Here is a 21,700-nt window from a genome sequence, read left to right on the forward strand (position 1 = left end):
GCTGCTTGACTCGGTACTGCAAAGGCAGTTTTATACGGTCATTCAGCATACCTCTGAAAAGGTACGGAGAATCATCATGTCTGTATCCCTTTACAGTGGGAAACTCGCCCGGTTATCGCTGTTATTGCAGCTGGCGGTGATTTTTGTTGCCGGTGCAGCGTTTTGCGCGAGTGGCTTCAGAGCGGGCGCTTCCGCACTGGCTGGAGGGTTGGCAGCCTGGCTGCCGAGCATGGTGTTTATACTGTTTGCCGTACGGCATCAGGCAGACAAGCCACCGGAAGGTCGGGTAGCCTGGTCGTTTGCCGTTGGGGAAGCGCTGAAAATGCTCTTCACCATCGTGCTATTGGTGGTGGCGTTAGGCGTGTTTCATGCGGCATTTTTTCCGCTTGGCCTGACGTACTTAGTGGTGCTGATCACGCAGATCGTGGCACCGGCTGTAATTAACCGTTACCGTAGTTAACAACAAAAGGGTAAGAGACATCATGTCTGCATCTACTCCGCAAGAGTATATCGGTCACCACCTGACCCATTTGCAGGTGGGCTCGGGATTCTGGTCGATTAACGTCGACTCGATGTTTTTCTCCGTGGTCCTCGGCGTACTCTTTCTGGCTATCTTCCACAAGGTTGCCAGGACCGCGACCAGTGGCGTACCGGGTAAACTTCAAACGGCGGTCGAACTGGTTGTGGGATTTGTCGATGGCAGCGTTCGCGACATGTTCCACGGGAAGAGCAAACTTATCGCACCATTGGCGTTGACCGTTTTCGTCTGGGTCTTCCTGATGAACCTGATGGATCTGCTGCCTATCGATTTGCTACCGCAAATCTGGGCGCATATCTATAGCGCTCTCGGTCATGACCCTGCCCATGCTTATCTGCGTGTGGTACCTTCCGCTGACGTAAACGTTACGCTGTCCATGGCGCTTGGCGTATTCATTCTGATTCTGTTCTACAGCATCAAGATGAAAGGTGTGGGCGGTTTCGTTAAAGAACTGACCATGCAGCCGTTCAATCACCCTGTGTTTATTCCCGTCAACCTGATTCTTGAAGGGGTGAGCCTGCTGTCCAAACCGGTATCTCTTGGTTTGCGACTGTTTGGAAACATGTATGCGGGTGAGTTGATTTTCATCCTTATTGCAGGCTTGTTGCCGTGGTGGTCACAGTGGATTCTGAATGTGCCTTGGGCCATTTTCCACATTCTGATTATCACGCTGCAGGCTTTTATCTTTATGGTTCTGACAGTTGTTTATCTTTCGATGGCATCTGAAGAGCATTAATTTTTCACAACACTACAACGTTTTAACTGAAACAAACTGGAGACTGTCATGGAAAACCTGAGTATGGATCTGCTGTACATGGCTGCCGCTGTGATGATGGGCCTGGCGGCAATCGGTGCTGCAATCGGTATCGGCATTCTGGGTGGTAAGTTCTTGGAAGGTGCTGCCCGCCAGCCTGACCTGATCCCTCTGCTGCGTACACAGTTCTTTATCGTTATGGGTCTGGTGGATGCTATCCCGATGATCGCGGTAGGTCTGGGTCTGTACGTGATGTTTGCGGTGGCCTAAGCAGGCGTGAGCTTGCCAGGTTAAAGACATCGACTCATTTAACTCATGAAAGAGGCATTGTGCTGTGAATCTTAACGCAACAATCCTCGGCCAGGCCATTGCGTTCGTCCTGTTTGTCTGGTTCTGCATGAAGTATGTATGGCCGCCGATTATGGCAGCCATCGAAAAGCGTCAGAAAGAAATTGCTGACGGTCTTGCTTCTGCTGAACGTGCCAAAAAAGATCTGAACTTAGCGCAGGCCAATGCGACCGACCAACTGAAGAAAGCCAAAGCGGAAGCTCAGGTGATCATCGAGCAGGCAAACAAACAGCGTGCTTTGATTCTGGACGAAGCTAAAGTGGAAGCGGAAGCGGAACGCAACAAAATCGTGGCGCAGGCGCAGGCTGAAATCGAAGCCGAACGCAAACGTGCCCGTGAAGAGTTGCGTAAGCAGGTTGCCATTCTGGCTATTGCCGGTGCCGAGAAAATTATTGAACGTTCCGTGGATGAAGCTGCTAACAGCGACATCGTTGATAAACTGGTCGCTGAACTGTAAGGAGGGAGGGGCTGATGTCTGAATTTGTCACGGTAGCTCGCCCCTACGCCAAAGCAGCTTTTGACTTTGCCGTTGAACACCAGGCGCTTGATCGCTGGCAGCAGATGCTGGCGTTCACTGCCGAAGTTGCGCGTAATGAACATATTGCCGGCATGCTGGCCGGAGCTATCGCTCCCCAGACCATGGCGCAGACATTCATTACCGTGTGTGGTGAACAACTGGATGAAGCGGGCCAGAACCTGATCCGGGTGATGGCTGAAAACGGACGTTTGCCGGTGCTGCCTGAAGTACTGGAACAGTTTGTTCAATTGCGTGCGGAGCTGGAATCGACCGTGGATGTCGAGGTCATTTCCGCCGCCACGTTGAGCGAGCAGCAGTTATCAGGGATAACCGCTGCAATGGAACAACGTCTGTCACGTAAAGTGAAGCTGAATTGCAAAATTGATAAGTCTGTTATGGCCGGCGTGGTAATTCGCGCAGGCGATATGGTGATAGACGGCAGTATTCGCGGTCGTCTGGAACGTCTGGCAGACGTCTTGCAGTCTTAAGGGGACTGGAGCATGCAACTGAATTCCACCGAAATCAGTGAACTGATCAAGCAGCGGATTGCTCAGTTCAACGTTGTGAGCGAAGCTCATAACGAAGGTACGATTGTTTCCGTTAGTGACGGGATCATTCGCGTACACGGTCTGGCCGATGTAATGCAGGGTGAAATGATTTCCCTGCCGGGCAACCGTTACGCGATCGCACTGAACCTGGAGCGCGACTCCGTTGGTGCGGTAGTTATGGGTCCGTACGCGGATCTGGCTGAAGGCATGAAGGTTAAATGCACCGGCCGTATTCTGGAAGTGCCGGTTGGCCGTGGCCTGTTAGGCCGTGTGGTCAACACGCTGGGTGCACCCATCGACGGTAAAGGCCCGCTGGAACATGATGGCTTCTCTGCTGTAGAGACTATTGCACCGGGTGTTATCGATCGTCAGTCCGTTGATCAGCCGGTTCAGACCGGTTACAAGTCCGTGGACGCCATGATTCCAATCGGTCGTGGTCAGCGTGAGCTTGTCATCGGTGACCGTCAGACCGGTAAAACCGCGCTGGCGATTGATGCCATCATCAACCAGCGTGATTCCGGCATCAAATGTATTTATGTCGCTATCGGCCAGAAAGCGTCCACCATTGCTAACGTGGTGCGTAAACTGGAAGAGCACGGCGCATTGGCCAACACTATCGTTGTGGTGGCAACTGCGTCTGAATCCGCTGCGTTGCAATACCTGGCACCGTATGCCGGTTGCGCCATGGGCGAATACTTCCGTGACCGCGGTGAAGATGCGCTGATTATTTATGATGACCTGTCTAAACAGGCTGTCGCTTATCGTCAGATTTCCCTGCTGCTTCGTCGTCCGCCAGGTCGTGAAGCTTATCCAGGTGACGTATTCTACCTGCACTCCCGTCTGCTGGAGCGTGCTGCGCGTGTTAACGCCGAGTACGTGGAAGCCTTCACTAAAGGTGAAGTGAAAGGACAAACCGGTTCTTTGACTGCTCTGCCGATCATCGAAACGCAGGCTGGCGACGTGTCCGCGTTCGTTCCGACCAACGTTATCTCGATTACCGATGGTCAGATCTTCCTGGAATCCAACCTGTTCAACTCCGGTATTCGTCCGGCGGTTAACCCAGGGATTTCCGTATCCCGTGTGGGTGGCGCTGCACAGACCAAGATCATGAAGAAACTGTCCGGTGGTATTCGTACCGCGCTGGCACAGTACCGCGAACTGGCTGCGTTCTCCCAGTTTGCCTCCGATCTGGACGATGCAACCCGTAAACAGCTGAGCCACGGTCAGAAAGTGACCGAGCTGCTGAAACAGAAACAGTATGCGCCGATGTCTGTTGCGCAGCAGTCTCTGGTGCTGTTCGCGGCGGAACGCGGTTATCTGGAAGACGTTGAACTGGCGAAAGTTGGCAGCTTCGAAGCCGCACTGTTGGCTTACGCCAGCCGTGAGCACGGCGAGCTTCTGCAGCAGATCGACCAGACTGGTGCTTATAACGATGAGATCGAGGGTAAATTCAAAGGCATCCTCGATACCTTTAAGGCAACCCAGTCCTGGTAACGCCCCGTGGCCTGCCTTAACGGCAGGCCGCTAGGCATTGAGGAGAAGCTAAGATGGCCGGCGCAAAAGAGATACGTAGTAAGATCGGAAGCGTCCAGAACACGCAGAAGATCACCAAAGCGATGGAAATGGTCGCCGCTTCCAAAATGCGTAAATCGCAGGATCGTATGGCGGCCAGCCGTCCTTATGCGGAAACCATACGCAAAGTGATTGGTCACCTTGCGTTAGGGAATCTGGAATATAAACACCCGTACCTGGAAGAGCGTGACGTTAAACGCGTCGGGTATCTGGTGGTGTCTACCGACCGTGGCCTGTGCGGCGGCCTGAACATTAACCTGTTCAAGAAGCTGCTGGGTGATATGAAAGCCTGGAACGAAAAAGGCGCCGAGATTGATTTGGCGATGATTGGTTCCAAAGGGGTTTCTTTCTTCGGTTCTGTAGGCGCAAACATTGTTGCTCAGGTTACCGGCATGGGGGATAACCCTTCGTTGTCCGAACTGATCGGGCCGGTGAAAGTCATGCTGCAGGCCTACGACGAAGGTCGTCTGGACAAACTGTACGTGGTGAGCAACAAGTTCATCAATACCATGTCTCAGGTTCCACAAGTTGTTCAGCTGCTGCCATTGCCCCCGGCAGAAGAAGGCGAGCTGACGAAGAAATCCTGGGATTACCTGTATGAACCCGATCCTAAGTCGCTACTGGATACCCTGTTGCGCCGCTATGTGGAGTCTCAGGTTTATCAGGGCGTCGTAGAAAACCTGGCCAGTGAACAGGCCGCGCGAATGGTAGCGATGAAAGCCGCAACAGATAACGGCGGCAACCTGATCAAAGAGCTGCAGTTGGTTTACAACAAGGCTCGTCAGGCAAGCATCACTCAGGAACTCACCGAAATCGTATCGGGAGCCTCCGCGGTTTAAATCAGGTTTTACGAATTACGTATTGTCGAATTACGTAGAGGATTCAAGATGGCTACTGGAAAGATTATCCAGGTAATCGGCGCCGTGGTGGACGTCGAGTTCCCTCAGGAAGCCGTACCGAATGTGTACGATGCGATTGAGGTAGAGAACGGGGCTGAGAAACTGGTGCTGGAAGTGCAGCAGCAGTTAGGTGGCGGCCTGGTTCGTTGTATTGCAATGGGTTCTTCCGACGGCCTGCGCCGTGGTTTGAAAGTCACTAACCTGGCGCACCCGATCGAAGTACCGGTTGGTAAAGCGACGCTGGGTCGTATCATGAACGTACTGGGTGAGCCGGTCGACATGAAAGGACCGATCGGCGAAGAAGAGCGCTGGGCTATTCACCGTGCAGCCCCGACGTACGAAGAACTGTCCAACTCCCAGGAACTGCTGGAAACCGGTATCAAGGTTATCGACCTGATTTGTCCGTTTGCTAAAGGCGGTAAAGTCGGTCTGTTCGGTGGTGCGGGTGTAGGTAAAACCGTAAACATGATGGAGCTGATTCGTAATATCGCGATCGAGCACTCCGGTTACTCAGTGTTTGCGGGCGTGGGTGAACGTACCCGTGAAGGTAACGACTTCTACCACGAAATGACCGACTCCAACGTTATCGACAAAGTATCGCTGGTGTATGGTCAGATGAACGAGCCGCCGGGTAGCCGTCTGCGTGTGGCGCTGACCGGTCTGACCATGGCGGAAAAATTCCGTGACGAAGGTCGTGACGTTCTGCTGTTCGTGGATAACATCTACCGTTATACCCTGGCGGGGACGGAAGTATCCGCACTGTTGGGCCGTATGCCTTCTGCTGTAGGCTATCAGCCGACACTGGCAGAAGAAATGGGTGTGTTGCAGGAGCGTATTACCTCCACCAAGACCGGTTCTATCACGTCTATCCAGGCCGTTTACGTGCCAGCGGATGACTTGACTGACCCGTCACCGGCAACCACCTTTGCGCACCTGGACTCGACAGTAACACTGAGCCGCCAGATCGCCTCTCTGGGTATCTACCCGGCCGTTGACCCGCTGGATTCCACCAGCCGTCAGCTGGATCCGCTGATCGTGGGTCAGGAGCACTACGATGTGGCGCGCGGCGTGCAGTCTATTCTGCAGCGTTATCAGGAACTGAAGGATATCATCGCGATTCTGGGTATGGACGAGCTGTCTGAAGAAGACAAGCTGGTGGTATCCCGTGCACGTAAGATCCAGCGCTTCCTGTCTCAGCCGTTCTTCGTAGCTGAAGTATTTACCGGTTCTCCGGGTAAATACGTGTCGCTGAAAGACACCATCCGTGGCTTCAAAGGCATTATGGAAGGCGAATACGACCACCTGCCGGAACAGGCGTTCTACATGGTTGGTTCCATTGATGAAGTAGTGGAAAAAGCCAAGAAACTGTAACGCCTTGATAGGAGGGTGATATGGCTGCTATGACTTACCATCTGGATGTCGTTAGTGCGGAACAGGCAATGTTTTCCGGTCTGGTGCAGAAAATCCAGGTGACCGGTAGCGAAGGCGAACTGGGAATTTATCCTGGCCACGCCCCCCTGCTCACGGCCATTAAGCCTGGTATGGTGCGCATTGTTAAACAGCACGGCGAAGAAGAGTATATCTACCTGTCCGGCGGTATCCTTGAGGTACAACCGAATATGGTGACCGTGCTGTCCGATACCGCCATTCGTGGGCAGGATCTTGATGAAGCGCGTGCGCTGGAAGCGAAGCGCAGAGCCGAAGAGCATATCCGCAATTCACACGGTGATGTGGATTATGCTCAAGCCTCTGCCGATTTGGCAAAAGCCATTGCCAAACTGCGCGTCATTGAGCTGACCAAAAAAGCGATGTAACAGATGCTGATGTAACTATCATGCAGATGTAAAAAAGCCAGCTGATTCAAGCTGGCTTTTTTTATGGCTGGGAGCAGAGAGACGGCTGTTGAAAGACTCCGTCTCTTTGTTTTTATCGGTTGCGGCAATTATTTCTTTTTCAGGAAATCACCCAACTGCAGATTGCCTTTTTCATCACGGCTAAATACCGCAGGGATCGCGACGGATTTATAATTGGCCGTTGTGATCTCTTTCCCCTCGCTGTTGAGCGAACGGTTATTTTTGATGAAGTAATTGCTGGCATCTACTCTGCCGACGACAGCGTCATCATATTTGCCAGGGTGAGTGCGCAGTGAAATATTGTTTTTGAAAATGCCTTGTTTTTCCGGGCCATAGTAAGGACTTGGCCGGAAGATAAAGTTAAAGCGCACGTTATCCAGCGCGATATTGTTGGTGACCTGCAGTGCGCCGGGGTTGAAGTTGTCGCTAAACCCGTCCATGTGGTTACCGATAGCAATGCTATTTTTCACCTGATGTGCGACAGGCTGGCCTTCACCACCCAGCTTGAAGCCATTGCTGGTGTTGTTGAGCGAGATGGAATTCTCGATCAACACCGCGCCATTCGGGCCATCCTCAATTTTGTTAAACAGGTCGAAGCCGTCATCAACGTTGTCATGGGAGAAGGCACCGCGAATGACGTTACCCTCGCCAACCCGCATTTTTATTGCGAAACCATCGGCGTCTTTTTTACTCGGGTCCTGATTACTGTGGGATTCTGAATTCAGGATCAGGTTATAACTAGCCCATAACGGACGACCTACGTTATCGCTGGACGAAACCTGAATACCGGTATTATCGCAGTGGTGTGCCAGTACCCGTTCAATCTGATTGTGGCTACCTTCAATGCGGAAACTCTTTTCTGTGATTTCGACCCCTTTGACTTTCCAATAGCTGGCGTTGAGTTGCAGGCCGTGGAAAACCACTTTTTTGTCTGCTGGCATCAGCGTTTTAATGCCTCTGGCGTTACCGCTGGCACTGACCGGGATAACGGTCGCGCTGTAATCGCCATCCATCAGCCATACTGTGCCACCAGCAGGTAACGCAGTAATGGCTGTTTTAATATCCAATGGTGCGTTCTTGCTACCATTGTTGCCCGCTTTACCTTCCGGTGAGACATACAGGTTTTTGGCGTCGGCCAGCGTAATTTTTTCTACACTGAACGAGGTGTCTTTCGCGGTTCTGTCTTCACCTTCGTCAGGAATATAGACCAGTTTGAAATCAGATTTTGGCTGCGTCAGCCTGGTCGTCAGAGAGAAGTAATCCCCGGCTCGAGCATGTTGTGGTTTACCCAACGATTTGCCGTTTTGAAATACTTCTATCGTTCCGTTGTAATTCACCCGCGCCTGTACCGGATAGGTATCACTGGTAGCAAGTGACGAGGAGGCAACCTGCAACAACGGCGCCGTGGTTTCCGCTTTGAATGGTGCGGAAGGTATCGTGTTGGCTGGACTGGTGGTCAGACTGGCGTTACTGATGGTTATTTTCGCATTACGTGAGGCGAAGAATCCCACGTAGTAGTGGTTCTTATCTTGCTGGGTAACGAGATCCGCCCCTTTTATGGTTTTACTGACCCACTGGTCGCTGCCCTTAGGCGCATAAGAGGTGATGAAGCCATCGTTGGTGCGTTCCAGTTTCAGGCGAAATGTCGGGGTTTGCTCCAGATTAATTTTCTCCTGATAGCTGGTGCGGGTAATTTCTGCGTTGGTATTACCCCAGGGTTGCGTTACGCCATCGCGGCTAATGAGCTGCATTTTTACATCGGTTTTCGATTTTTTGTCCTGCGTCATAATGGCGTTCATCACCATGTTTGATGCCGCGGGAAACTCTTCATACCCTTCTTTCAACGGCTCCTGCCGGGGAACGCCAAGGATATCGCGAACTAACAGACCGGCCCCTTCCTGGGCATTGGGTTTGGCGTCGTTTTCCGGACCGAACTGATCGACGGTGACGTCAGATTGCAATGTGAAATTCACATTGGCAGGCAATTGCGTATAGAAAAAGGTCAGGCCGTCATGGGTGTTGGCGATTTTTCCTCCCCGACTTTCGATAGTAACCGGAGAAGCCAGACTGGCTTTATCATTAACGGTCAGCTTTTTACCGTTGATGGTAACGTCATTGACACCTACTTTTCCCGGCACTACGTTGGTGGCGAAGTTCACATCGGTAGACTGACCAAACGCGATGCTGTGCCACACTGGTGCGGCATCCTGAGTGGTGGCAAAGGCGGTGTGGGAACCCAGAAGCAAAAGCGAATTAAGGGCGACAGAGAGTAGCCCCGAAGTAGCGTATTTCATATTTTCCCCATCATTATTTGTTTTGAGTAACGCATTATCTCAAAAAATGAAACGCTGTTTCTTTTGTTGCTTCACAAACCGAACGATGAAATTCACTTAATGAAACACTTGGTTTCATTTTGTCGTATATGTCCCGGTTCGATGAAACGATCGCTCGTTGTTATGCCATGTACAGACTCTTGTTATTGCAGGAGACATTGAGGGGGGGACGTTTTGCATTACCTAAATCCTGCCGGGTTGGGTAAACTCACGTTAATACGTTTTTTCAGCCTGGAGTAGGTGTGGTGACGTATTTTTCGCTGAAAAATATGTAGTAATCCGGGGTAATAACGGGTTTACTTTCGTTCGTCCGTACTCAATTGGACACCATTCAGTTTTTAGTCAGGATGCCTATGTCAAACAGTGCAATGAGCGTGGTTATCCTTGCCGCCGGCAAGGGAACCCGCATGTATTCCGATCTTCCCAAAGTGCTTCACCCTCTGGCGGGTAAACCGATTGTTCAGCATGTGATCGATGCGGCGAAAGGTGTCGGTGCCCGGTGTATTCATCTGGTGTACGGACACGGTGCGGACCTGATTCGCGAAACGCTGACGGAAACATCGTTGAATTGGGTATTGCAAGCCGAGCAGTTGGGAACGGGCCATGCGGTGCAGCAAGCGGCCGATGGGTTTGACGATAACGAAGACATTCTGATTCTGTACGGCGATGTGCCGCTGATCTCTCCTGCCACGTTGCAGCGCCTGGCCGCCGCCAAACCGCAAGGCGGGATTGGCTTGCTGACCGTCAATCTGGCTGACCCTACCGGTTATGGCCGTATTGTGCGCGAGAACGGCGACGTGGTGGGGATCGTGGAACACAAAGATGCCACCGAGCAGCAGCGTACCATTACGGAAATCAACACCGGTATTTTGGTGGCCGGCGGTCGTGATTTGAAGCGTTGGTTAAGCCAGCTCAATAATCACAATGTACAGGGTGAATATTATCTTACCGATATCATCGCCATGGCGTCACAAGAAGGCCAGCGGGTAGTGGCGGTACAACCGTCGCGTCTGAGTGAGGTGGAAGGCATCAATAACCGTCTGCAACTGGCAACGCTGGAGCGCACTTACCAGCGCGAACAGGCGGAGCAGCTGCTGCTGGCGGGGGTCATGTTGCTGGATCCGGCTCGTTTTGATTTACGTGGCGAACTGGTGCACGGGCGTGATGTGACTATCGATACCAACGTCATTCTGGAAGGCCGGGTGACGCTGGGTAATCGGGTTAAAATTGGTACGGGCTGTGTGATTAAAAACAGTGAGATCGGCGATGATTGCGAACTCAGCCCGTACACCGTGGTGGAAAATGCGGTGTTGCAAGCGCGCTGTACTGTTGGGCCGTTCGCCCGCCTGCGACCCGGTGCTGTGCTGGAAGAAGAAGCGCACGTCGGTAATTTCGTCGAATTGAAAAAAGCGCGTCTTGGTAAAGGGTCGAAGGCCGGTCACCTGACGTATCTCGGCGATGCGGACATTGGCTCTGGCGTGAATATTGGCGCGGGTGTGATTACCTGTAATTACGATGGCGCGAATAAGCACCAGACGGTGATTGGTGATGATGTGTTTGTCGGCTCGGATAGTCAGTTGATAGCGCCTGTTAAGGTGGCTAACGGCGCGACTATTGGGGCTGGGACTACTGTCACCCGTGAGGTGGGGGAAAATGAGCTGGCCATTAGCCGTGTGAAGCAAACCCATATCAGCGGTTGGATACGCCCGGTAAAGAAAAAATAATCGTCTTACTCCCTCGGATTCGGTTTTCTGCGCAGTCGCATGAAGGCGTACCGATCCGAGGGAGAACACGTCTTGGTATAAGACGGTTTTGCCCTGTGTTCCTGGTGGGAATTCAGGGCAAAACATAAAAATCCCCACTCTCTACAAGGCTCGGGGAATCCGGAAAAAACCGGAACAATCAGGTCTAAAGACATCGTGGTGACACAATATGTCACGTTTACAGGAATACAACCGATGTGTGGAATTGTAGGCGCTGTTGCGCAACGAGATATTGCTGAGATCCTGCTGGAGGGGCTACGCCGCCTCGAGTACCGTGGTTACGACTCTGCCGGTCTGGCGGTGGTGAATAGTGAAGGGTCTGTGTCCCGCCTGCGCCGTCTGGGTAAAGTGCAGGTGCTGGCTCAGGCGGCGGAAGAGCATCCGCTGTTGGGCGGAACCGGTATCGCCCACACCCGTTGGGCGACCCACGGTGAACCGTCTGAGCAGAACGCTCACCCGCATGTGTCTGGCGACATTATTGTGGTGCACAACGGTATCATTGAAAATCATGAGCCGCTGCGCGAGTTACTGGTATCCCGTGGTTATCATTTTGTTTCCGAAACAGATACGGAAGTGGTGGCACATCTGGTGCACTGGGAACAGCAGCAGAACGGTGGTTCGTTGCTGGATATCGTACAGCGCGTGATCCCACAACTGCGCGGCGCGTATGGCATGGTCCTGATGGATAGCCGTGACCCCAGCGTACTGGTTGCTGCACGCTCTGGTAGCCCGTTGGTGATTGGCCGTGGTGTCGGTGAAAACTTTATCGCTTCCGATCAGCTGGCATTGCTGCCGGTAACCCGTCGCTTTATCTTCCTGGAAGAGGGTGACATCGCCGAAGTCACGCGTCGTACCGTGCGCATCGTTAACCGCCAGGGGCAGGACGTTCAGCGCGAAGAAATTGAATCAAAGGTACAGTACGATGCTGGCGACAAAGGCGCGTACCGTCACTACATGCAAAAAGAGATCTACGAACAGCCGATGGCGATTAAAAACACCCTGGAAGGGCGTTTTAGTCACGGCGAGATCAACCTGTCCGAATTAGGCCCGCAAGCGGATGCGCTGCTGGCACAGGTTCAGCATATTCAGATTATTGCCTGCGGTACGTCCTATAACTCCGGTATGGTGTCGCGCTACTGGTTTGAGTCGCTGGCGGGGATTCCGTGTGATGTGGAAATCGCTTCAGAATTCCGTTATCGCAAACCGGCAGTCCGCCCCAATAGCCTGATGATTACCCTGTCCCAGTCCGGTGAAACCGCCGATACGCTGGCGGCATTGCGTTTGTCGAAAGAACTGGGGTATCTGGGGTCGCTGGCGATTTGTAACGTAGCGGGTTCGTCGCTGGTGCGTGAATCGGATCTGGCGCTGATGACCCGTGCTGGTACCGAAATTGGCGTGGCATCCACCAAGGCATTCACAACACAATTGACGGTGTTGCTGATGCTGGTGGCGCGCATCGGTCGCCTGCGTGGTATGGAAGCCCGTATCGAGCAGGATATTGTGCATGCGTTGCAGGCATTACCGGCACGTATCGAACAGATGCTGTCGCAAGACAAGCTGATCGAGTCGCTGGCGGAAGGTTTCTCCGATAAACATCACGCATTGTTCCTGGGCCGTGGCGACCAGTACCCGATTGCGATGGAAGGGGCGCTCAAACTCAAGGAGATTTCCTACATCCATGCGGAAGCTTATGCAGCAGGTGAGCTGAAACACGGGCCGCTGGCATTGATCGATGCCGATATGCCAGTCGTCGTGGTCGCACCCAACAACGATCTGTTGGAAAAACTGAAATCCAACATCGAGGAAGTGCGTGCACGTGGCGGCGAACTTTACGTGTTTGCTGATGAACAGGCTGGGTTCACCTCTGATAGCGACATGATGAAGATCATCCAGTTGCCGCATGTAGAAGAAGTGATTGCACCGATCTTCTACACCGTGCCGCTGCAACTGCTGTCTTATCATGTCGCCTTAATTAAAGGCACCGACGTAGACCAGCCGCGCAACCTGGCGAAATCGGTGACGGTGGAGTGACCATAGCGTCAGTTTTTCCCCGTATCTGAGCTTTTTTTCACGCTGACTTGATGACGGAAGCCGTCATTTTCAGGATGTGAAACCAACAAAAGGTGGTCTGGTAACAGGCCACCTTTTCTCATTTTTGGAAGCTTATTTTTGAGACATTAATCAGTTAGTTTTCTGATAAATTTTGTCAATTTGTGCCTGTTTTGTGTAAGATAGCTTCAATGATGCGCACCTTTTAGGTCGTATCGGAAGCTGATCCTTGAGCTTTTCAGGCAGCGTAATTGTTGATTTTATTGACAGGGACTCTATGAAAAAGCAGCATTTTTTAGCAAGTATGGTTTGTGTTCTGGCATTAGCGGGCTGTGCGCGTACTGCGCAGGTGATGAATACCACGACGCCAATTGCCGGGAATTACACGTCTGATCAGGTAAGAGTGGCTATTTTGCAGGCTGGCTTGCAGCGCAAATGGGTGATGACACCGGTTGCTCCTGGCGTCATTAACGGTCGCATTGATGATCGCGGTCATTCGGCGGATATTCGCATTAATTACACGCCGACCAGCTATACGATTAATTATGTTAACAGCTATAACCTGAAAGCTGACGACGGGAAAATTCATAAAACGTATAACCGTTGGGTAAATAATCTGGACCACGAAATTCAATTAAAACTGGCTTCCCAGCAAATCAAATAATTATAAGAGCCGAATGCCTTTGATTATTCGGCTCTGATTTTTTCTACATTAGAATTTATTTTTCTCAGGGAATTCATCGTGTTTCACGGATATGATCAGGATAATGCCAGTGCGCTGGAGGCAATAACAGAAGCGCAACGCATCGCATTTGCTCCTATTTTGTTTCAGGCGGCGGTTAATCTTCGGGATCACGGTATTTTAGGATTTCTGGATGAGTGCGGCAATAAAGGTGCGGAGCTTGATGATATTGTTGCCGTGACGGATTTAGACCGTTACGCGGTAGAAATTCTGTTAGATGCCGGTCTAAGCGGGCGGATGCTGGTTAAGAAAGACGCTCGCTATTTTATTGCCAAAACTGGTCATTATCTTATCCACGACAGAATGACACGCATCAACATGGATTTTACGCAGGACGTCTGCTATCAGGCCATGTTTCATCTTGATGAATCTCTAAGGCAGAAAAAACCGGTTGGTTTACAGGTTTTTGGCCACTGGTCGACAATTTATCCAGCGCTGAGTCAATTGCCTCAAAAAGTGAAAGAAAGCTGGTTTGCCTTTGACCATTTTTATTCCGATGCCGCATTTACTGCGGTATTACCCCATGTATTTCAGCACAAGCCCGCACAGCTTTATGACGTTGGTGGAAATACGGGGAAATGGGCAATGTGTTGCCACGATTACGATCAGGATGTGCGCATTACTATCCTGGATCTACCTGAGCAAATTGCCTTATCCACCCGTTCTGTTGAGCTGGCGGGGAAAGCGGACAGAATTTCCGGCCTTGCCGTTGATATGCTTTCTGATGACCCGCTGCCCTCAGACGCGGATATCTGGTGGATGAGCCAGTTTCTGGATTGCTTCAGTGAGGAGCAGATCGTTCAGATTCTGACGCGAATCGTGCGGGCGATGAAGGCTGATGCTCGAATTTGTATCCTGGAAATATTTTGGGATCGTCAGCCGTGGGAAGCGGGAGCATTCAGTCTGAATATGGCGTCGCTGTATTTTACCTGCCTGGCTAATGGCTATAGTCGGTTTTATGCGGCGAGCCGTTTTTTGCCGTTATTACAGGAAGCGGGGCTTGATATCGAACAGCAGGTTGATGGATTGGGTATTGGTCATACCTTGCTGGTTTGTAAGAAAAAATAAGGCGTTATGTGGTAGTTAGCAGAGTGCATGGAATAGTCCGCGTGTTTTAACACAATGATTCGGAATACACGGGTATGAGATTGGCTTTTACACTCCTCGACTGGCAAGCCAGCGCACCAGGGTTTGGCGAGCTGTCGGCATGGCGACAATGGGCCGCACAACCTGCGCTGATTGACGCCACTCAGCCGTTGGCGAAATGCGATCAGTTACCGATGATGACGGCGCGTCGGCTTAACAGCGGCAGTCGGATGGCGGTCAACAACGGGCTGGCATTGCTGCGGCGTCAGAGTGACATTGAGGCGATTGTCTTTACCAGTCGTCACGGTGAACTGGAACGTAACCTGCGTATTTTGCTGGCGTTATCCCGGCAGGAAAGCCTTTCCCCTACGGATTTTGCCATGTCGGTTCATAATGCGGCCGTGGGTAGCCTGACCATTGCGGCCCAGATGCCGCTGGTATCAACATCGGTTTCTGCGGGGATGGACTCTTTCCAGCAAGGGCTGGTGGAAGTGGCGGCCTTGCAGTCGGCAGGGTATTCCCGTGTGTTGCTGGTGGATTTTGATGGTGTTATCCCCGAGTTTTACCACGCTCAGGTTTCCAGTCGGATGCCGCGCTATCCCTATGCCGTTGCGGTGTTGCTGGCACCCGGCGCTGATCTGACGTGTGACGCCCAGCCGAGATCTGACGTCGCTTCGGAGTCTGAATTACCACAAAGTTTGCAATTCCTGCACGGTTTGTTGTCGGACATGCCCGCATTTTCGGTGGATGGCGAACGCCACCATTGGCAATGGACGGTAGCGCATCATGTCTGAGTCTTCGTTGTCCATGAATCGTTCATCGCGCCTGAACTGGTGCTGGCGGCTGGTGATGACCGGGTGTTGCTTTGGGTTATTTAGCCTGGGCGGTTTGCTGTTGTCGACGGTCTGGTTCAATGTGCTGCTGCTGATTCAGCGTGATGAAGCCAAACGCCGGACATGGGCGCGTCACAGTATTGCCTTTAGTTTCCGTTGCTTCCTGCGTAGTGCGCGTGCGCTCGGTGTGCTGGATTATCACATTGACGATATTGAAACACTACGCCGTGATCGCGGCTGTCTGGTGGTGGCCAACCACCCGACGTTGATTGACTACGTCCTGCTGGCTTCTGTGATGCCGGATGTTGATTGCCTGGTGAAAGCGGAATTACGCCAGAACATTTTTTTCCGCGGTGTTATCCGGGCGGCGGATTATCTGGTTAACAGCCAGTCCGAGACATTATTGCCCCATTGTCAGCAGCGGATTAACCGGGGAGATGTGATCATGATTTTCCCCGAGGGAACCCGTACCCGTTATCAGCAGCCCGTCGTATTGCAACGTGGTGCTGCCAATATCGCTGTTCGTTGCGGCTGCGATTTACGGATTGTGCACATTCTCTGTAGCCAACAGACATTGGGAAAACAGAGCCGCTGGTATCACATCCCGCCGGAAAAACCCTGTTTCACCATTCGGGTGCGCGAGCGCATCAGTAGTCAGACTTTTATTACCGGGGAAGACGAGCTGCCGCTGGCGGCACGCCGTCTGAATCGTTTTTTGCAGCAGTCTCTAACGCTTTAATAAGCAAAATAAATCATAAAACAGGTATGAGTTATGGAAGATCTTTTCCTTGAAATCAAACAGATGATTATCGATGCCCTGAACCTTGAAGAAGTCAGCGTCGATGAAATTGAAACCGAAGCGCCTTTGTTTGGTGAAGGGCTGGGTCTGGATTCGATCGATGCACTTGAGCTCGGTCTGGCAGTGAAAAACCGCTATGGCGTAGTGCTTTCAGCCGAAAGCGAAGAAATGCGACAGCACTTCTTTTCCGTCGCGACGCTGGCGTCATTCATTATGTCTCAGCGTCAGGCTGGCGCCTGATTGAAAAATGGTGGGTTGATCATGGATAAAAATGAAATTTATAACGAAATCAAAACGCTGCTGGTAAAGCTGTTTGAGCTCGACGAAGACGACATCACGCTGGAATCACGGCTGTATGAAGACCTGGAATTAGACAGCATTGATGCCGTGGATATGGTGGTACACCTGCAAAAACGGATTGGTCGTAAGATTTCACCAGAAACCTTTAAATCGGTTCGTACCGTGCAGGATGTTGTCAACGCTATCGAACAACTGATGGGTCATGAAGACAAGTGAGACCAGAGGACGCCTGTTATATCGCGTAACCGGCGTATTGGTCAGTGTGATGACGCTGGGCTGGCCATTTTTGGTGTGGTTCAGTATTACGCATCCCGATCATCGTTGGTTATTACCGCTGCTGGCGCTGGTTTTTCTGGCTCGCTTGTTGATGTTAAAGAGCAGCCAGGGGTTATACCGCCAAACCGGGCTGTTACTGGCAGCGGCAGGCGCGGCGTTGTGTCTTGCCAGCCTGTGGTTGCGTGACCGGCAATGGTTGATGTGGTATCCGGTGGCGGTGAACGTTGTCATGCTGACGCTGTTTTTCAGCTCGTTATTTAGCCGCATGCCGTTTATTGAGCGTATTGCCCGTTTACGGGAGCCGGAGCTGCCTGCCCGAGCCATTGCTTATACCCGGCGTGTGACACAAGTCTGGTGCCTGTTTTTTGTTTGCAACGGCACGATAGCGTTACTGACCTGTCTGTCGGGAAACATGGTGTGGTGGACCGCCTGGAACGGCATGATCAGCTATCTGTTGATAGGGTTATTAATGGGTGGCGAATGGCTGGTACGTCAGCGGTTGAGGAAGTCTGTTTGAACGCGATGGCCGACAAACAGGACGATGAAAGAAAATAGTGTGACGGAATGAATAATGTGACAACCCGGTCACTGAGTGACTGGTTAATCAGCGACGACATGTCTATCACGTCTATCGCGCGCATTGTTGCGACAAACGGTAAGCGGAACTTTACGCTGACGATGATGCGTCGGCAGGTGGTATCGCTGTGTCGGCAACTGATGTCATGCGATGAATCACGCTGGGCGTTATGTTTTGAAGACAGCTACCTGTTCACGGTGGCGCTACTGGCCGCGCTGCATGCGGGGAAAACGCCGGTCATTTACGGCCATTGCCGGGAGTCGGTACTGCGTGAACAGTGTGATGAGTTTGACGGGTTACTGACAGACTGTCGTATGTCGCTGTCCTGCCATTGCTTTTATCTTTCAACCGATGATGTGTTGCATGATGATGCCTGTCACCGTAATGACTGCCACCATGACATTATACTGCCGCCCATTTCTGACGACGCCTGCCTGATATTGTTTACTTCCGGCTCCACCGGGAAACCCCGTCAGATACATAAACCGATACGCTGTATGGATGAAGAAGCGCGCTGGCTGGCCCGGTTATGGGGTGAGCGTTTGCGTGATTGCCATATCATGGCGTCGGTGACCCACCAGCATATGTACGGGCTGACATTCCGTATCTGGTTGCCGATGTCGCTGGGGCTGAGTTTTGATAGCCGTCAGGTACTGTATAGCGAGCAACTGTCGGCACACTCATCTGAGCGGCGTTACGCTTTTATCAGCAGTCCGGCGTTTTTGCGCCGCATTGACCATTCCCTTCAGGCGCCTCACTGCGAATTGATTGTGTCGGCCGGTGGTGTTCTGCCGTGGCCGTGTGCGCAATCTGCACAGCAGTGGCTGGGAAACGCGGTGGATGAAATTTACGGCAGTACGGAAACGGGGGTCGTGGGCTGGCGTTCCCGGCAAGACGAACAGAGCGTCTGGCAGCCGTTTTCTGACGTGTCGTTTAAGAAGGACAGCGACGGTAGCTGGCGGATTCATTCCGCATTGATCCCACAACCGGAAGGCGTGGTGTTGGATGATAAGCTCACGTTTGACGAGCAAGGCTGTTTCCAACTGTGCGGACGCCACGATCGTATCGTGAAGATTGAAGACAAACGTATTTCGCTCAGTGAGATTGAACGCCGACTGTTATCGCTACCAGAAATTGACGATGCGGTGGCCTTGCAGGTGACCCGGCAAGACCGAAGCGGTATTGGGGTGGTGTTGGTGCTGAAATCGCCGGCGACCTCAAGTGTATTGCCAGCGTTAAAACGCCAGTGGCGTCATGAGTTGCACAAATGGCTGGAGCCGGTAGCGATGCCGCGTTTCTGGCGTATTGTCGACGCTATCCCAGTTAACAGTCAGAGCAAACGCGCCTGGCCACAGATTCAGGAGCTGTTCCATGCGGCCGGTTGAGCTTTCACGCGTCTGCTCTGCATCACAGGCGGAATTGCTGCTGTATATTGACGCGAACCTGTTCTGGTTCGATGGTCATTTCCCACAGCAACCCTTGTTGCCGGGGGTGGCGCAGCTTGACTGGGCGCTGCATTACGGCCGGGAGATACTGGCACCTGGCTGGCGGTTTCTCTCGGTGGAAAACATCAAGTTCCAACATCCGGTTCTGCCGGGGAAAACCCTGCGTCTGACGCTGAACTGGCTGGAAGAAAAACAGCAACTGACCTTCAGCTACCACATTATAGCTACTGGGCAGGCGGCGACTGAAACCGGCCAGGCCGCCAGCAGCGGGAAAATTCGATTATGTCGATGACCCAAGCCTTTTCACCCTGCGTGGTGATCCCCTGCTATAACCATGGCGCGACGATGCGCAGCGTTCTGACGCGGCTGGCCCCATTCGGGTTACCGGTACTGATTGTCGATGATGGCAGTGATGACGCAACACAGCAGGTACTGTCCCGCCTGACGGATGAATTCGCCAATGTCAGGCTGTTTCGATTAGCACAGAACAGCGGTAAAGGCGCGGCCGTCATGCACGGATTGGCAATGGCAACGCACGCCGGTTACAGCCATGCATTGCAGGTTGACGCGGATGGTCAGCATCACATCGAAGATACGCCGCGTATGCTGGCCCAAGCGCGTGCCTGGCCAGATTGCCTGATCTCCGGGCGGCCGCTGTACGATGCGTCGGTACCACGTTCACGGCTGTACGGCCGCTATGTCACCCATGTCTGGGTCTGGATCGAAACGCTCTCGTTGTCGCTAAAAGACAGTATGTGCGGGTTCCGGGTTTACCCTATCGCGCCGACACTGGCGTTATCTGCAAAGCAGGCGATCGGTCGTCGTATGGATTTCGATACCGAAGTGATGGTGCGTCTGTACTGGAACGGCACCTTCAGCCGTTTTGTCCCGACACGGGTGGTTTACCCCGAAAACGGGATTTCCCATTTCGATGCATTGCGTGACAACCTGCGTATTTCCTGGATGCATACCCGTTTGTTTTTCGGCATGTTGCCGCGCATTCCTTCATTACTTAAACGCCGTCGTGAACCGCACTGGGCCGCTATCAATGAACGCAAAGGTATGCTCGGAATGCGTTTCATGTTGCAGGTTTACCGAGGGTTTGGCCGCCGGGCATTTACCCTGCTGCTGTGGCCGGTGATCGCATTTTACTGGTTGACTGGCGGCCCGCAGCGCAAAGCCTCGCAGGATTGGCTACGGGCGGTGCGTTTGTATGCCCGGCAACAACAGGTTAGCTTGCCGCGTCCGTTAACCAGCTATCACCATTTTCTGCGTTTTGGTCATGCCATGATCGATAAAATCGCCAGCTGGCGCGGCGATTTGCAGTGGGGGCGGGATATCGATTTTGCTCCCGGTGCGCGGGAGACTATCAATCATGGACGTGCGCGCGGACAGTTGATTCTGGCTTCTCATCTCGGCGATATCGAGGTGTGCCGTGGTCTGGCCCGTCAGGTCAGCGGTCTGGTTATCAATGCGTTGGTGTTTACCGACAATGCCCAGCGTTTTCGGCAGATTCAGGAAGCGGTCACGCCTGAAGCCGGTGTTAACCTGATTCCGGTCAGCGATATCGGTCCGGATACCGCGATGTTGTTGCAACAGAAGCTGGATGCCGGTGAGTGGGTGGCGATAGTCGGTGACCGCACGGCGGTAAATCGGCAGCGCGGTGGCGGACGTCGGGTGATTTGGAGTTCGTTTTTGGGGCGGCCTGCGCCGTTTCCACAAGGGCCGTTTGTACTGGCGGCAGCGTTGCGTTGCCCGGTACTGCTGATGTTCGCCATCCGTGAGCATGACCAATTACGTGTTTATTGCGAACCGTTCGCCGACCCTATTTTGTTGCCGCGAGCTCAGCGTCAGAGCGCTTTGCAGCACGTGGTGGATCGCTACGCCGAACGGCTGGAACACCACGCGCTAAAAGCGCCGCTGGACTGGTTTAATTTTTTTGATTTCTGGCAGTTGTCGGATGACACGCCGACTGATGGGGAAAACACATGAGTGCGTTAACGGATCTCAATCTTAGCCATGAGGTCGAGCTGGTCGTCTCTTTTCATGACTGTGACCCGATGGGCGTGGTCTGGCACGGCAATTACTTCCGCTTTTTCGAAGTGGCGCGGGAAGCGTTACTGGGGAAATTCAATTACGGCTATCGGGAAATGAAAGCGTCCGGTTTCGTCTGGCCGGTGGTGGATACTCGGGTGAAATACCGTTCGGTGCTGACCTACGAGCAGCGAATTCGCGTACGGGCGACGATTGAAGAAGTGGAGAATCGCCTGCGTATCGCTTACCAGATTTTCGATGTGGAAAGCGGGCAGCGTACTACCACTGGCTACACCATTCAGGTGGCGGTGGAAGAGGGCAGCAAAACCCTGAGTTTTGTTTCGCCGAAAATTTTGTTGGATCGTCTGGGAGTGACGATATGAAAACGAACGTCGTGAAGACTTTCAGCGTAAAAATAATAAAACCCGTCGTAT

The 21,700-nt window shown here is 52.5% G+C and carries 23 protein-coding genes; 22 read left to right on the plus strand and 1 reads right to left on the minus strand.

Annotation, left to right across the window (positions count from 1 at the left end):
* The first annotated feature begins 76 nt into the window (after positions 1 to 76).
* The 9 genes from atpI to DZE2538_RS19705 all read left to right on the plus strand — a co-directional run bounded on the left by atpI (position 77) and on the right by DZE2538_RS19705 (position 6,990).
* Positions 77 to 460 (plus strand): F0F1 ATP synthase subunit I, encoded by a 384-nt coding sequence (gene atpI / locus DZE2538_RS19665; RefSeq protein WP_012886746.1) that lies wholly within the window; start codon positions 77 to 79, stop codon positions 458 to 460.
* A gap of 22 nt (positions 461 to 482) precedes the next feature.
* Positions 483 to 1,274, plus strand: a complete 792-nt coding sequence (gene atpB, locus DZE2538_RS19670; protein WP_012886747.1) for a F0F1 ATP synthase subunit A — start codon at positions 483 to 485, stop codon at positions 1,272 to 1,274.
* A 48-nt stretch (positions 1,275 to 1,322) separates the two neighbouring features.
* The gene (atpE, locus tag DZE2538_RS19675; protein WP_004093904.1) at positions 1,323 to 1,562 is read left to right on the plus strand and encodes a F0F1 ATP synthase subunit C; all 240 of its coding nucleotides are present in this window, start codon (positions 1,323 to 1,325) and stop codon (positions 1,560 to 1,562) included.
* Between the two features lie 64 nt (positions 1,563 to 1,626).
* The gene (atpF, locus tag DZE2538_RS19680; RefSeq protein WP_012886748.1) at positions 1,627 to 2,097 is read left to right on the plus strand and encodes a F0F1 ATP synthase subunit B; all 471 of its coding nucleotides are present in this window, start codon (positions 1,627 to 1,629) and stop codon (positions 2,095 to 2,097) included.
* A gap of 14 nt (positions 2,098 to 2,111) precedes the next feature.
* Positions 2,112 to 2,645, plus strand: coding sequence for a F0F1 ATP synthase subunit delta (gene atpH, locus DZE2538_RS19685; protein WP_038917050.1), 534 nt, complete (start codon positions 2,112 to 2,114; stop codon positions 2,643 to 2,645).
* A gap of 12 nt (positions 2,646 to 2,657) precedes the next feature.
* Positions 2,658 to 4,199, plus strand: a complete 1,542-nt coding sequence (atpA, locus tag DZE2538_RS19690; RefSeq protein ID WP_012886750.1) for a F0F1 ATP synthase subunit alpha — start codon at positions 2,658 to 2,660, stop codon at positions 4,197 to 4,199.
* Between the two features lie 53 nt (positions 4,200 to 4,252).
* A complete protein-coding gene (gene atpG / locus DZE2538_RS19695) occupies positions 4,253 to 5,116 on the plus strand; it encodes a F0F1 ATP synthase subunit gamma (protein ID WP_012886751.1) in 864 nt (287 codons plus the stop codon).
* Positions 5,117 to 5,164: 48 nt separating this feature from the next.
* A complete protein-coding gene (gene atpD / locus DZE2538_RS19700) occupies positions 5,165 to 6,547 on the plus strand; it encodes a F0F1 ATP synthase subunit beta (protein ID WP_019844288.1) in 1,383 nt (460 codons plus the stop codon).
* Positions 6,548 to 6,576: 29 nt separating this feature from the next.
* The gene (locus DZE2538_RS19705) at positions 6,577 to 6,990 is read left to right on the plus strand and encodes a F0F1 ATP synthase subunit epsilon (protein WP_026357867.1); all 414 of its coding nucleotides are present in this window, start codon (positions 6,577 to 6,579) and stop codon (positions 6,988 to 6,990) included.
* 128 nt (positions 6,991 to 7,118) lie between these two features.
* Here the strand turns inward: DZE2538_RS19705 and pelX are convergent, their stop codons facing one another.
* Positions 7,119 to 9,323 (minus strand): pectate disaccharide-lyase PelX, encoded by a 2,205-nt coding sequence (gene pelX, locus DZE2538_RS19710; RefSeq protein ID WP_038914916.1) that lies wholly within the window; start codon positions 9,321 to 9,323, stop codon positions 7,119 to 7,121.
* Between the two features lie 392 nt (positions 9,324 to 9,715).
* Between pelX and glmU the strand changes: the two genes are divergently transcribed.
* The 13 genes from glmU (at position 9,716) to DZE2538_RS19775 (ending at position 21,649) form a co-directional block, all read left to right on the plus strand.
* Positions 9,716 to 11,086: a bifunctional UDP-N-acetylglucosamine diphosphorylase/glucosamine-1-phosphate N-acetyltransferase GlmU gene (gene glmU, locus DZE2538_RS19715; protein ID WP_019844286.1), complete on the plus strand. Its 1,371-nt coding sequence runs from the start codon at positions 9,716 to 9,718 to the stop codon at positions 11,084 to 11,086.
* A 234-nt stretch (positions 11,087 to 11,320) separates the two neighbouring features.
* The gene (glmS, locus tag DZE2538_RS19720) at positions 11,321 to 13,156 is read left to right on the plus strand and encodes a glutamine--fructose-6-phosphate transaminase (isomerizing) (RefSeq protein ID WP_019844285.1); all 1,836 of its coding nucleotides are present in this window, start codon (positions 11,321 to 11,323) and stop codon (positions 13,154 to 13,156) included.
* Between the two features lie 295 nt (positions 13,157 to 13,451).
* Entirely contained in the window at positions 13,452 to 13,838 is a 387-nt protein-coding gene (locus DZE2538_RS19725) for a hypothetical protein (RefSeq protein WP_019844284.1), read from the plus strand.
* Positions 13,839 to 13,916: 78 nt separating this feature from the next.
* Positions 13,917 to 14,984 carry a methyltransferase gene (locus tag DZE2538_RS19730; protein WP_019844283.1) on the plus strand — a complete coding sequence of 356 codons (1,068 nt, stop codon included), beginning with the start codon at positions 13,917 to 13,919 and terminating at the stop codon, positions 14,982 to 14,984.
* A gap of 74 nt (positions 14,985 to 15,058) precedes the next feature.
* Complete coding sequence (locus DZE2538_RS19735; RefSeq protein WP_038917051.1) at positions 15,059 to 15,796, plus strand: beta-ketoacyl synthase chain length factor; 738 nt, start codon at positions 15,059 to 15,061, stop codon at positions 15,794 to 15,796.
* A complete protein-coding gene (locus DZE2538_RS19740) occupies positions 15,789 to 16,574 on the plus strand; it encodes a lysophospholipid acyltransferase family protein (RefSeq protein ID WP_023641120.1) in 786 nt (261 codons plus the stop codon). The genes DZE2538_RS19735 and DZE2538_RS19740 overlap by 8 nt, the downstream gene beginning before the upstream one ends.
* Before the next feature lie 33 nt (positions 16,575 to 16,607).
* The gene (locus DZE2538_RS19745; RefSeq protein ID WP_012886761.1) at positions 16,608 to 16,874 is read left to right on the plus strand and encodes a phosphopantetheine-binding protein; all 267 of its coding nucleotides are present in this window, start codon (positions 16,608 to 16,610) and stop codon (positions 16,872 to 16,874) included.
* A gap of 21 nt (positions 16,875 to 16,895) precedes the next feature.
* On the plus strand, positions 16,896 to 17,150 hold the full coding sequence (locus tag DZE2538_RS19750) for an acyl carrier protein (protein WP_012886762.1): 255 nt from the start codon (positions 16,896 to 16,898) through the stop codon (positions 17,148 to 17,150).
* Positions 17,137 to 17,727, plus strand: a complete 591-nt coding sequence (locus DZE2538_RS19755) for a COG4648 family protein (RefSeq protein ID WP_019844280.1) — start codon at positions 17,137 to 17,139, stop codon at positions 17,725 to 17,727. Before DZE2538_RS19750 ends, DZE2538_RS19755 begins: the two co-directional genes overlap by 14 nt.
* Before the next feature lie 47 nt (positions 17,728 to 17,774).
* Complete coding sequence (locus DZE2538_RS19760; protein WP_038917052.1) at positions 17,775 to 19,172, plus strand: AMP-binding protein; 1,398 nt, start codon at positions 17,775 to 17,777, stop codon at positions 19,170 to 19,172.
* Positions 19,159 to 19,524 (plus strand): 3-hydroxyacyl-ACP dehydratase FabZ family protein, encoded by a 366-nt coding sequence (locus tag DZE2538_RS19765; RefSeq protein WP_019844278.1) that lies wholly within the window; start codon positions 19,159 to 19,161, stop codon positions 19,522 to 19,524. Before DZE2538_RS19760 ends, DZE2538_RS19765 begins: the two co-directional genes overlap by 14 nt.
* Positions 19,515 to 21,224, plus strand: a complete 1,710-nt coding sequence (locus DZE2538_RS19770; RefSeq protein WP_038917053.1) for a glycosyltransferase family 2 protein — start codon at positions 19,515 to 19,517, stop codon at positions 21,222 to 21,224. The genes DZE2538_RS19765 and DZE2538_RS19770 overlap by 10 nt, the downstream gene beginning before the upstream one ends.
* Positions 21,221 to 21,649, plus strand: coding sequence for an acyl-CoA thioesterase (locus tag DZE2538_RS19775; RefSeq protein ID WP_012886767.1), 429 nt, complete (start codon positions 21,221 to 21,223; stop codon positions 21,647 to 21,649). Before DZE2538_RS19770 ends, DZE2538_RS19775 begins: the two co-directional genes overlap by 4 nt.
* Positions 21,650 to 21,700 lie beyond the last annotated feature (51 nt).

Origin of the sequence: Dickeya zeae NCPPB 2538, from assembly GCF_000406165.1 — a bacterium.
GTDB lineage: Bacteria > Pseudomonadota > Gammaproteobacteria > Enterobacterales > Enterobacteriaceae > Dickeya > Dickeya zeae.

Bases quoted from the DNA above. Each gene is read 5' to 3' on its own strand.
- atpD (WP_019844288.1), top strand. From the start codon at position 5,165: ATGGCTACTGGAAAGATTATCCAGGTAATCGGCGCCGTGGTGGACGTC.
- atpI (WP_012886746.1), top strand. From the start codon at position 77: ATGTCTGTATCCCTTTACAGTGGGAAACTCGCCCGGTTATCGCTGTTA.
- atpG (WP_012886751.1), top strand. From the start codon at position 4,253: ATGGCCGGCGCAAAAGAGATACGTAGTAAGATCGGAAGCGTCCAGAAC.
- DZE2538_RS19725 (WP_019844284.1), top strand. From the start codon at position 13,452: ATGAAAAAGCAGCATTTTTTAGCAAGTATGGTTTGTGTTCTGGCATTA.
- DZE2538_RS19745 (WP_012886761.1), top strand. From the start codon at position 16,608: ATGGAAGATCTTTTCCTTGAAATCAAACAGATGATTATCGATGCCCTG.
- DZE2538_RS19760 (WP_038917052.1), top strand. From the start codon at position 17,775: ATGAATAATGTGACAACCCGGTCACTGAGTGACTGGTTAATCAGCGAC.
- DZE2538_RS19705 (WP_026357867.1), top strand. From the start codon at position 6,577: ATGACTTACCATCTGGATGTCGTTAGTGCGGAACAGGCAATGTTTTCC.
- DZE2538_RS19755 (WP_019844280.1), top strand. From the start codon at position 17,137: ATGAAGACAAGTGAGACCAGAGGACGCCTGTTATATCGCGTAACCGGC.
- atpA (WP_012886750.1), top strand. From the start codon at position 2,658: ATGCAACTGAATTCCACCGAAATCAGTGAACTGATCAAGCAGCGGATT.
- DZE2538_RS19765 (WP_019844278.1), top strand. From the start codon at position 19,159: ATGCGGCCGGTTGAGCTTTCACGCGTCTGCTCTGCATCACAGGCGGAA.
- atpH (WP_038917050.1), top strand. From the start codon at position 2,112: ATGTCTGAATTTGTCACGGTAGCTCGCCCCTACGCCAAAGCAGCTTTT.
- DZE2538_RS19770 (WP_038917053.1), top strand. From the start codon at position 19,515: ATGTCGATGACCCAAGCCTTTTCACCCTGCGTGGTGATCCCCTGCTAT.
- glmU (WP_019844286.1), top strand. From the start codon at position 9,716: ATGTCAAACAGTGCAATGAGCGTGGTTATCCTTGCCGCCGGCAAGGGA.
- atpE (WP_004093904.1), top strand. From the start codon at position 1,323: ATGGAAAACCTGAGTATGGATCTGCTGTACATGGCTGCCGCTGTGATG.
- DZE2538_RS19735 (WP_038917051.1), top strand. From the start codon at position 15,059: ATGAGATTGGCTTTTACACTCCTCGACTGGCAAGCCAGCGCACCAGGG.
- atpB (WP_012886747.1), top strand. From the start codon at position 483: ATGTCTGCATCTACTCCGCAAGAGTATATCGGTCACCACCTGACCCAT.
- DZE2538_RS19775 (WP_012886767.1), top strand. From the start codon at position 21,221: ATGAGTGCGTTAACGGATCTCAATCTTAGCCATGAGGTCGAGCTGGTC.
- DZE2538_RS19750 (WP_012886762.1), top strand. From the start codon at position 16,896: ATGGATAAAAATGAAATTTATAACGAAATCAAAACGCTGCTGGTAAAG.
- glmS (WP_019844285.1), top strand. From the start codon at position 11,321: ATGTGTGGAATTGTAGGCGCTGTTGCGCAACGAGATATTGCTGAGATC.
- pelX (WP_038914916.1), bottom strand. From the start codon at position 9,323: ATGAAATACGCTACTTCGGGGCTACTCTCTGTCGCCCTTAATTCGCTT.
- DZE2538_RS19740 (WP_023641120.1), top strand. From the start codon at position 15,789: ATGTCTGAGTCTTCGTTGTCCATGAATCGTTCATCGCGCCTGAACTGG.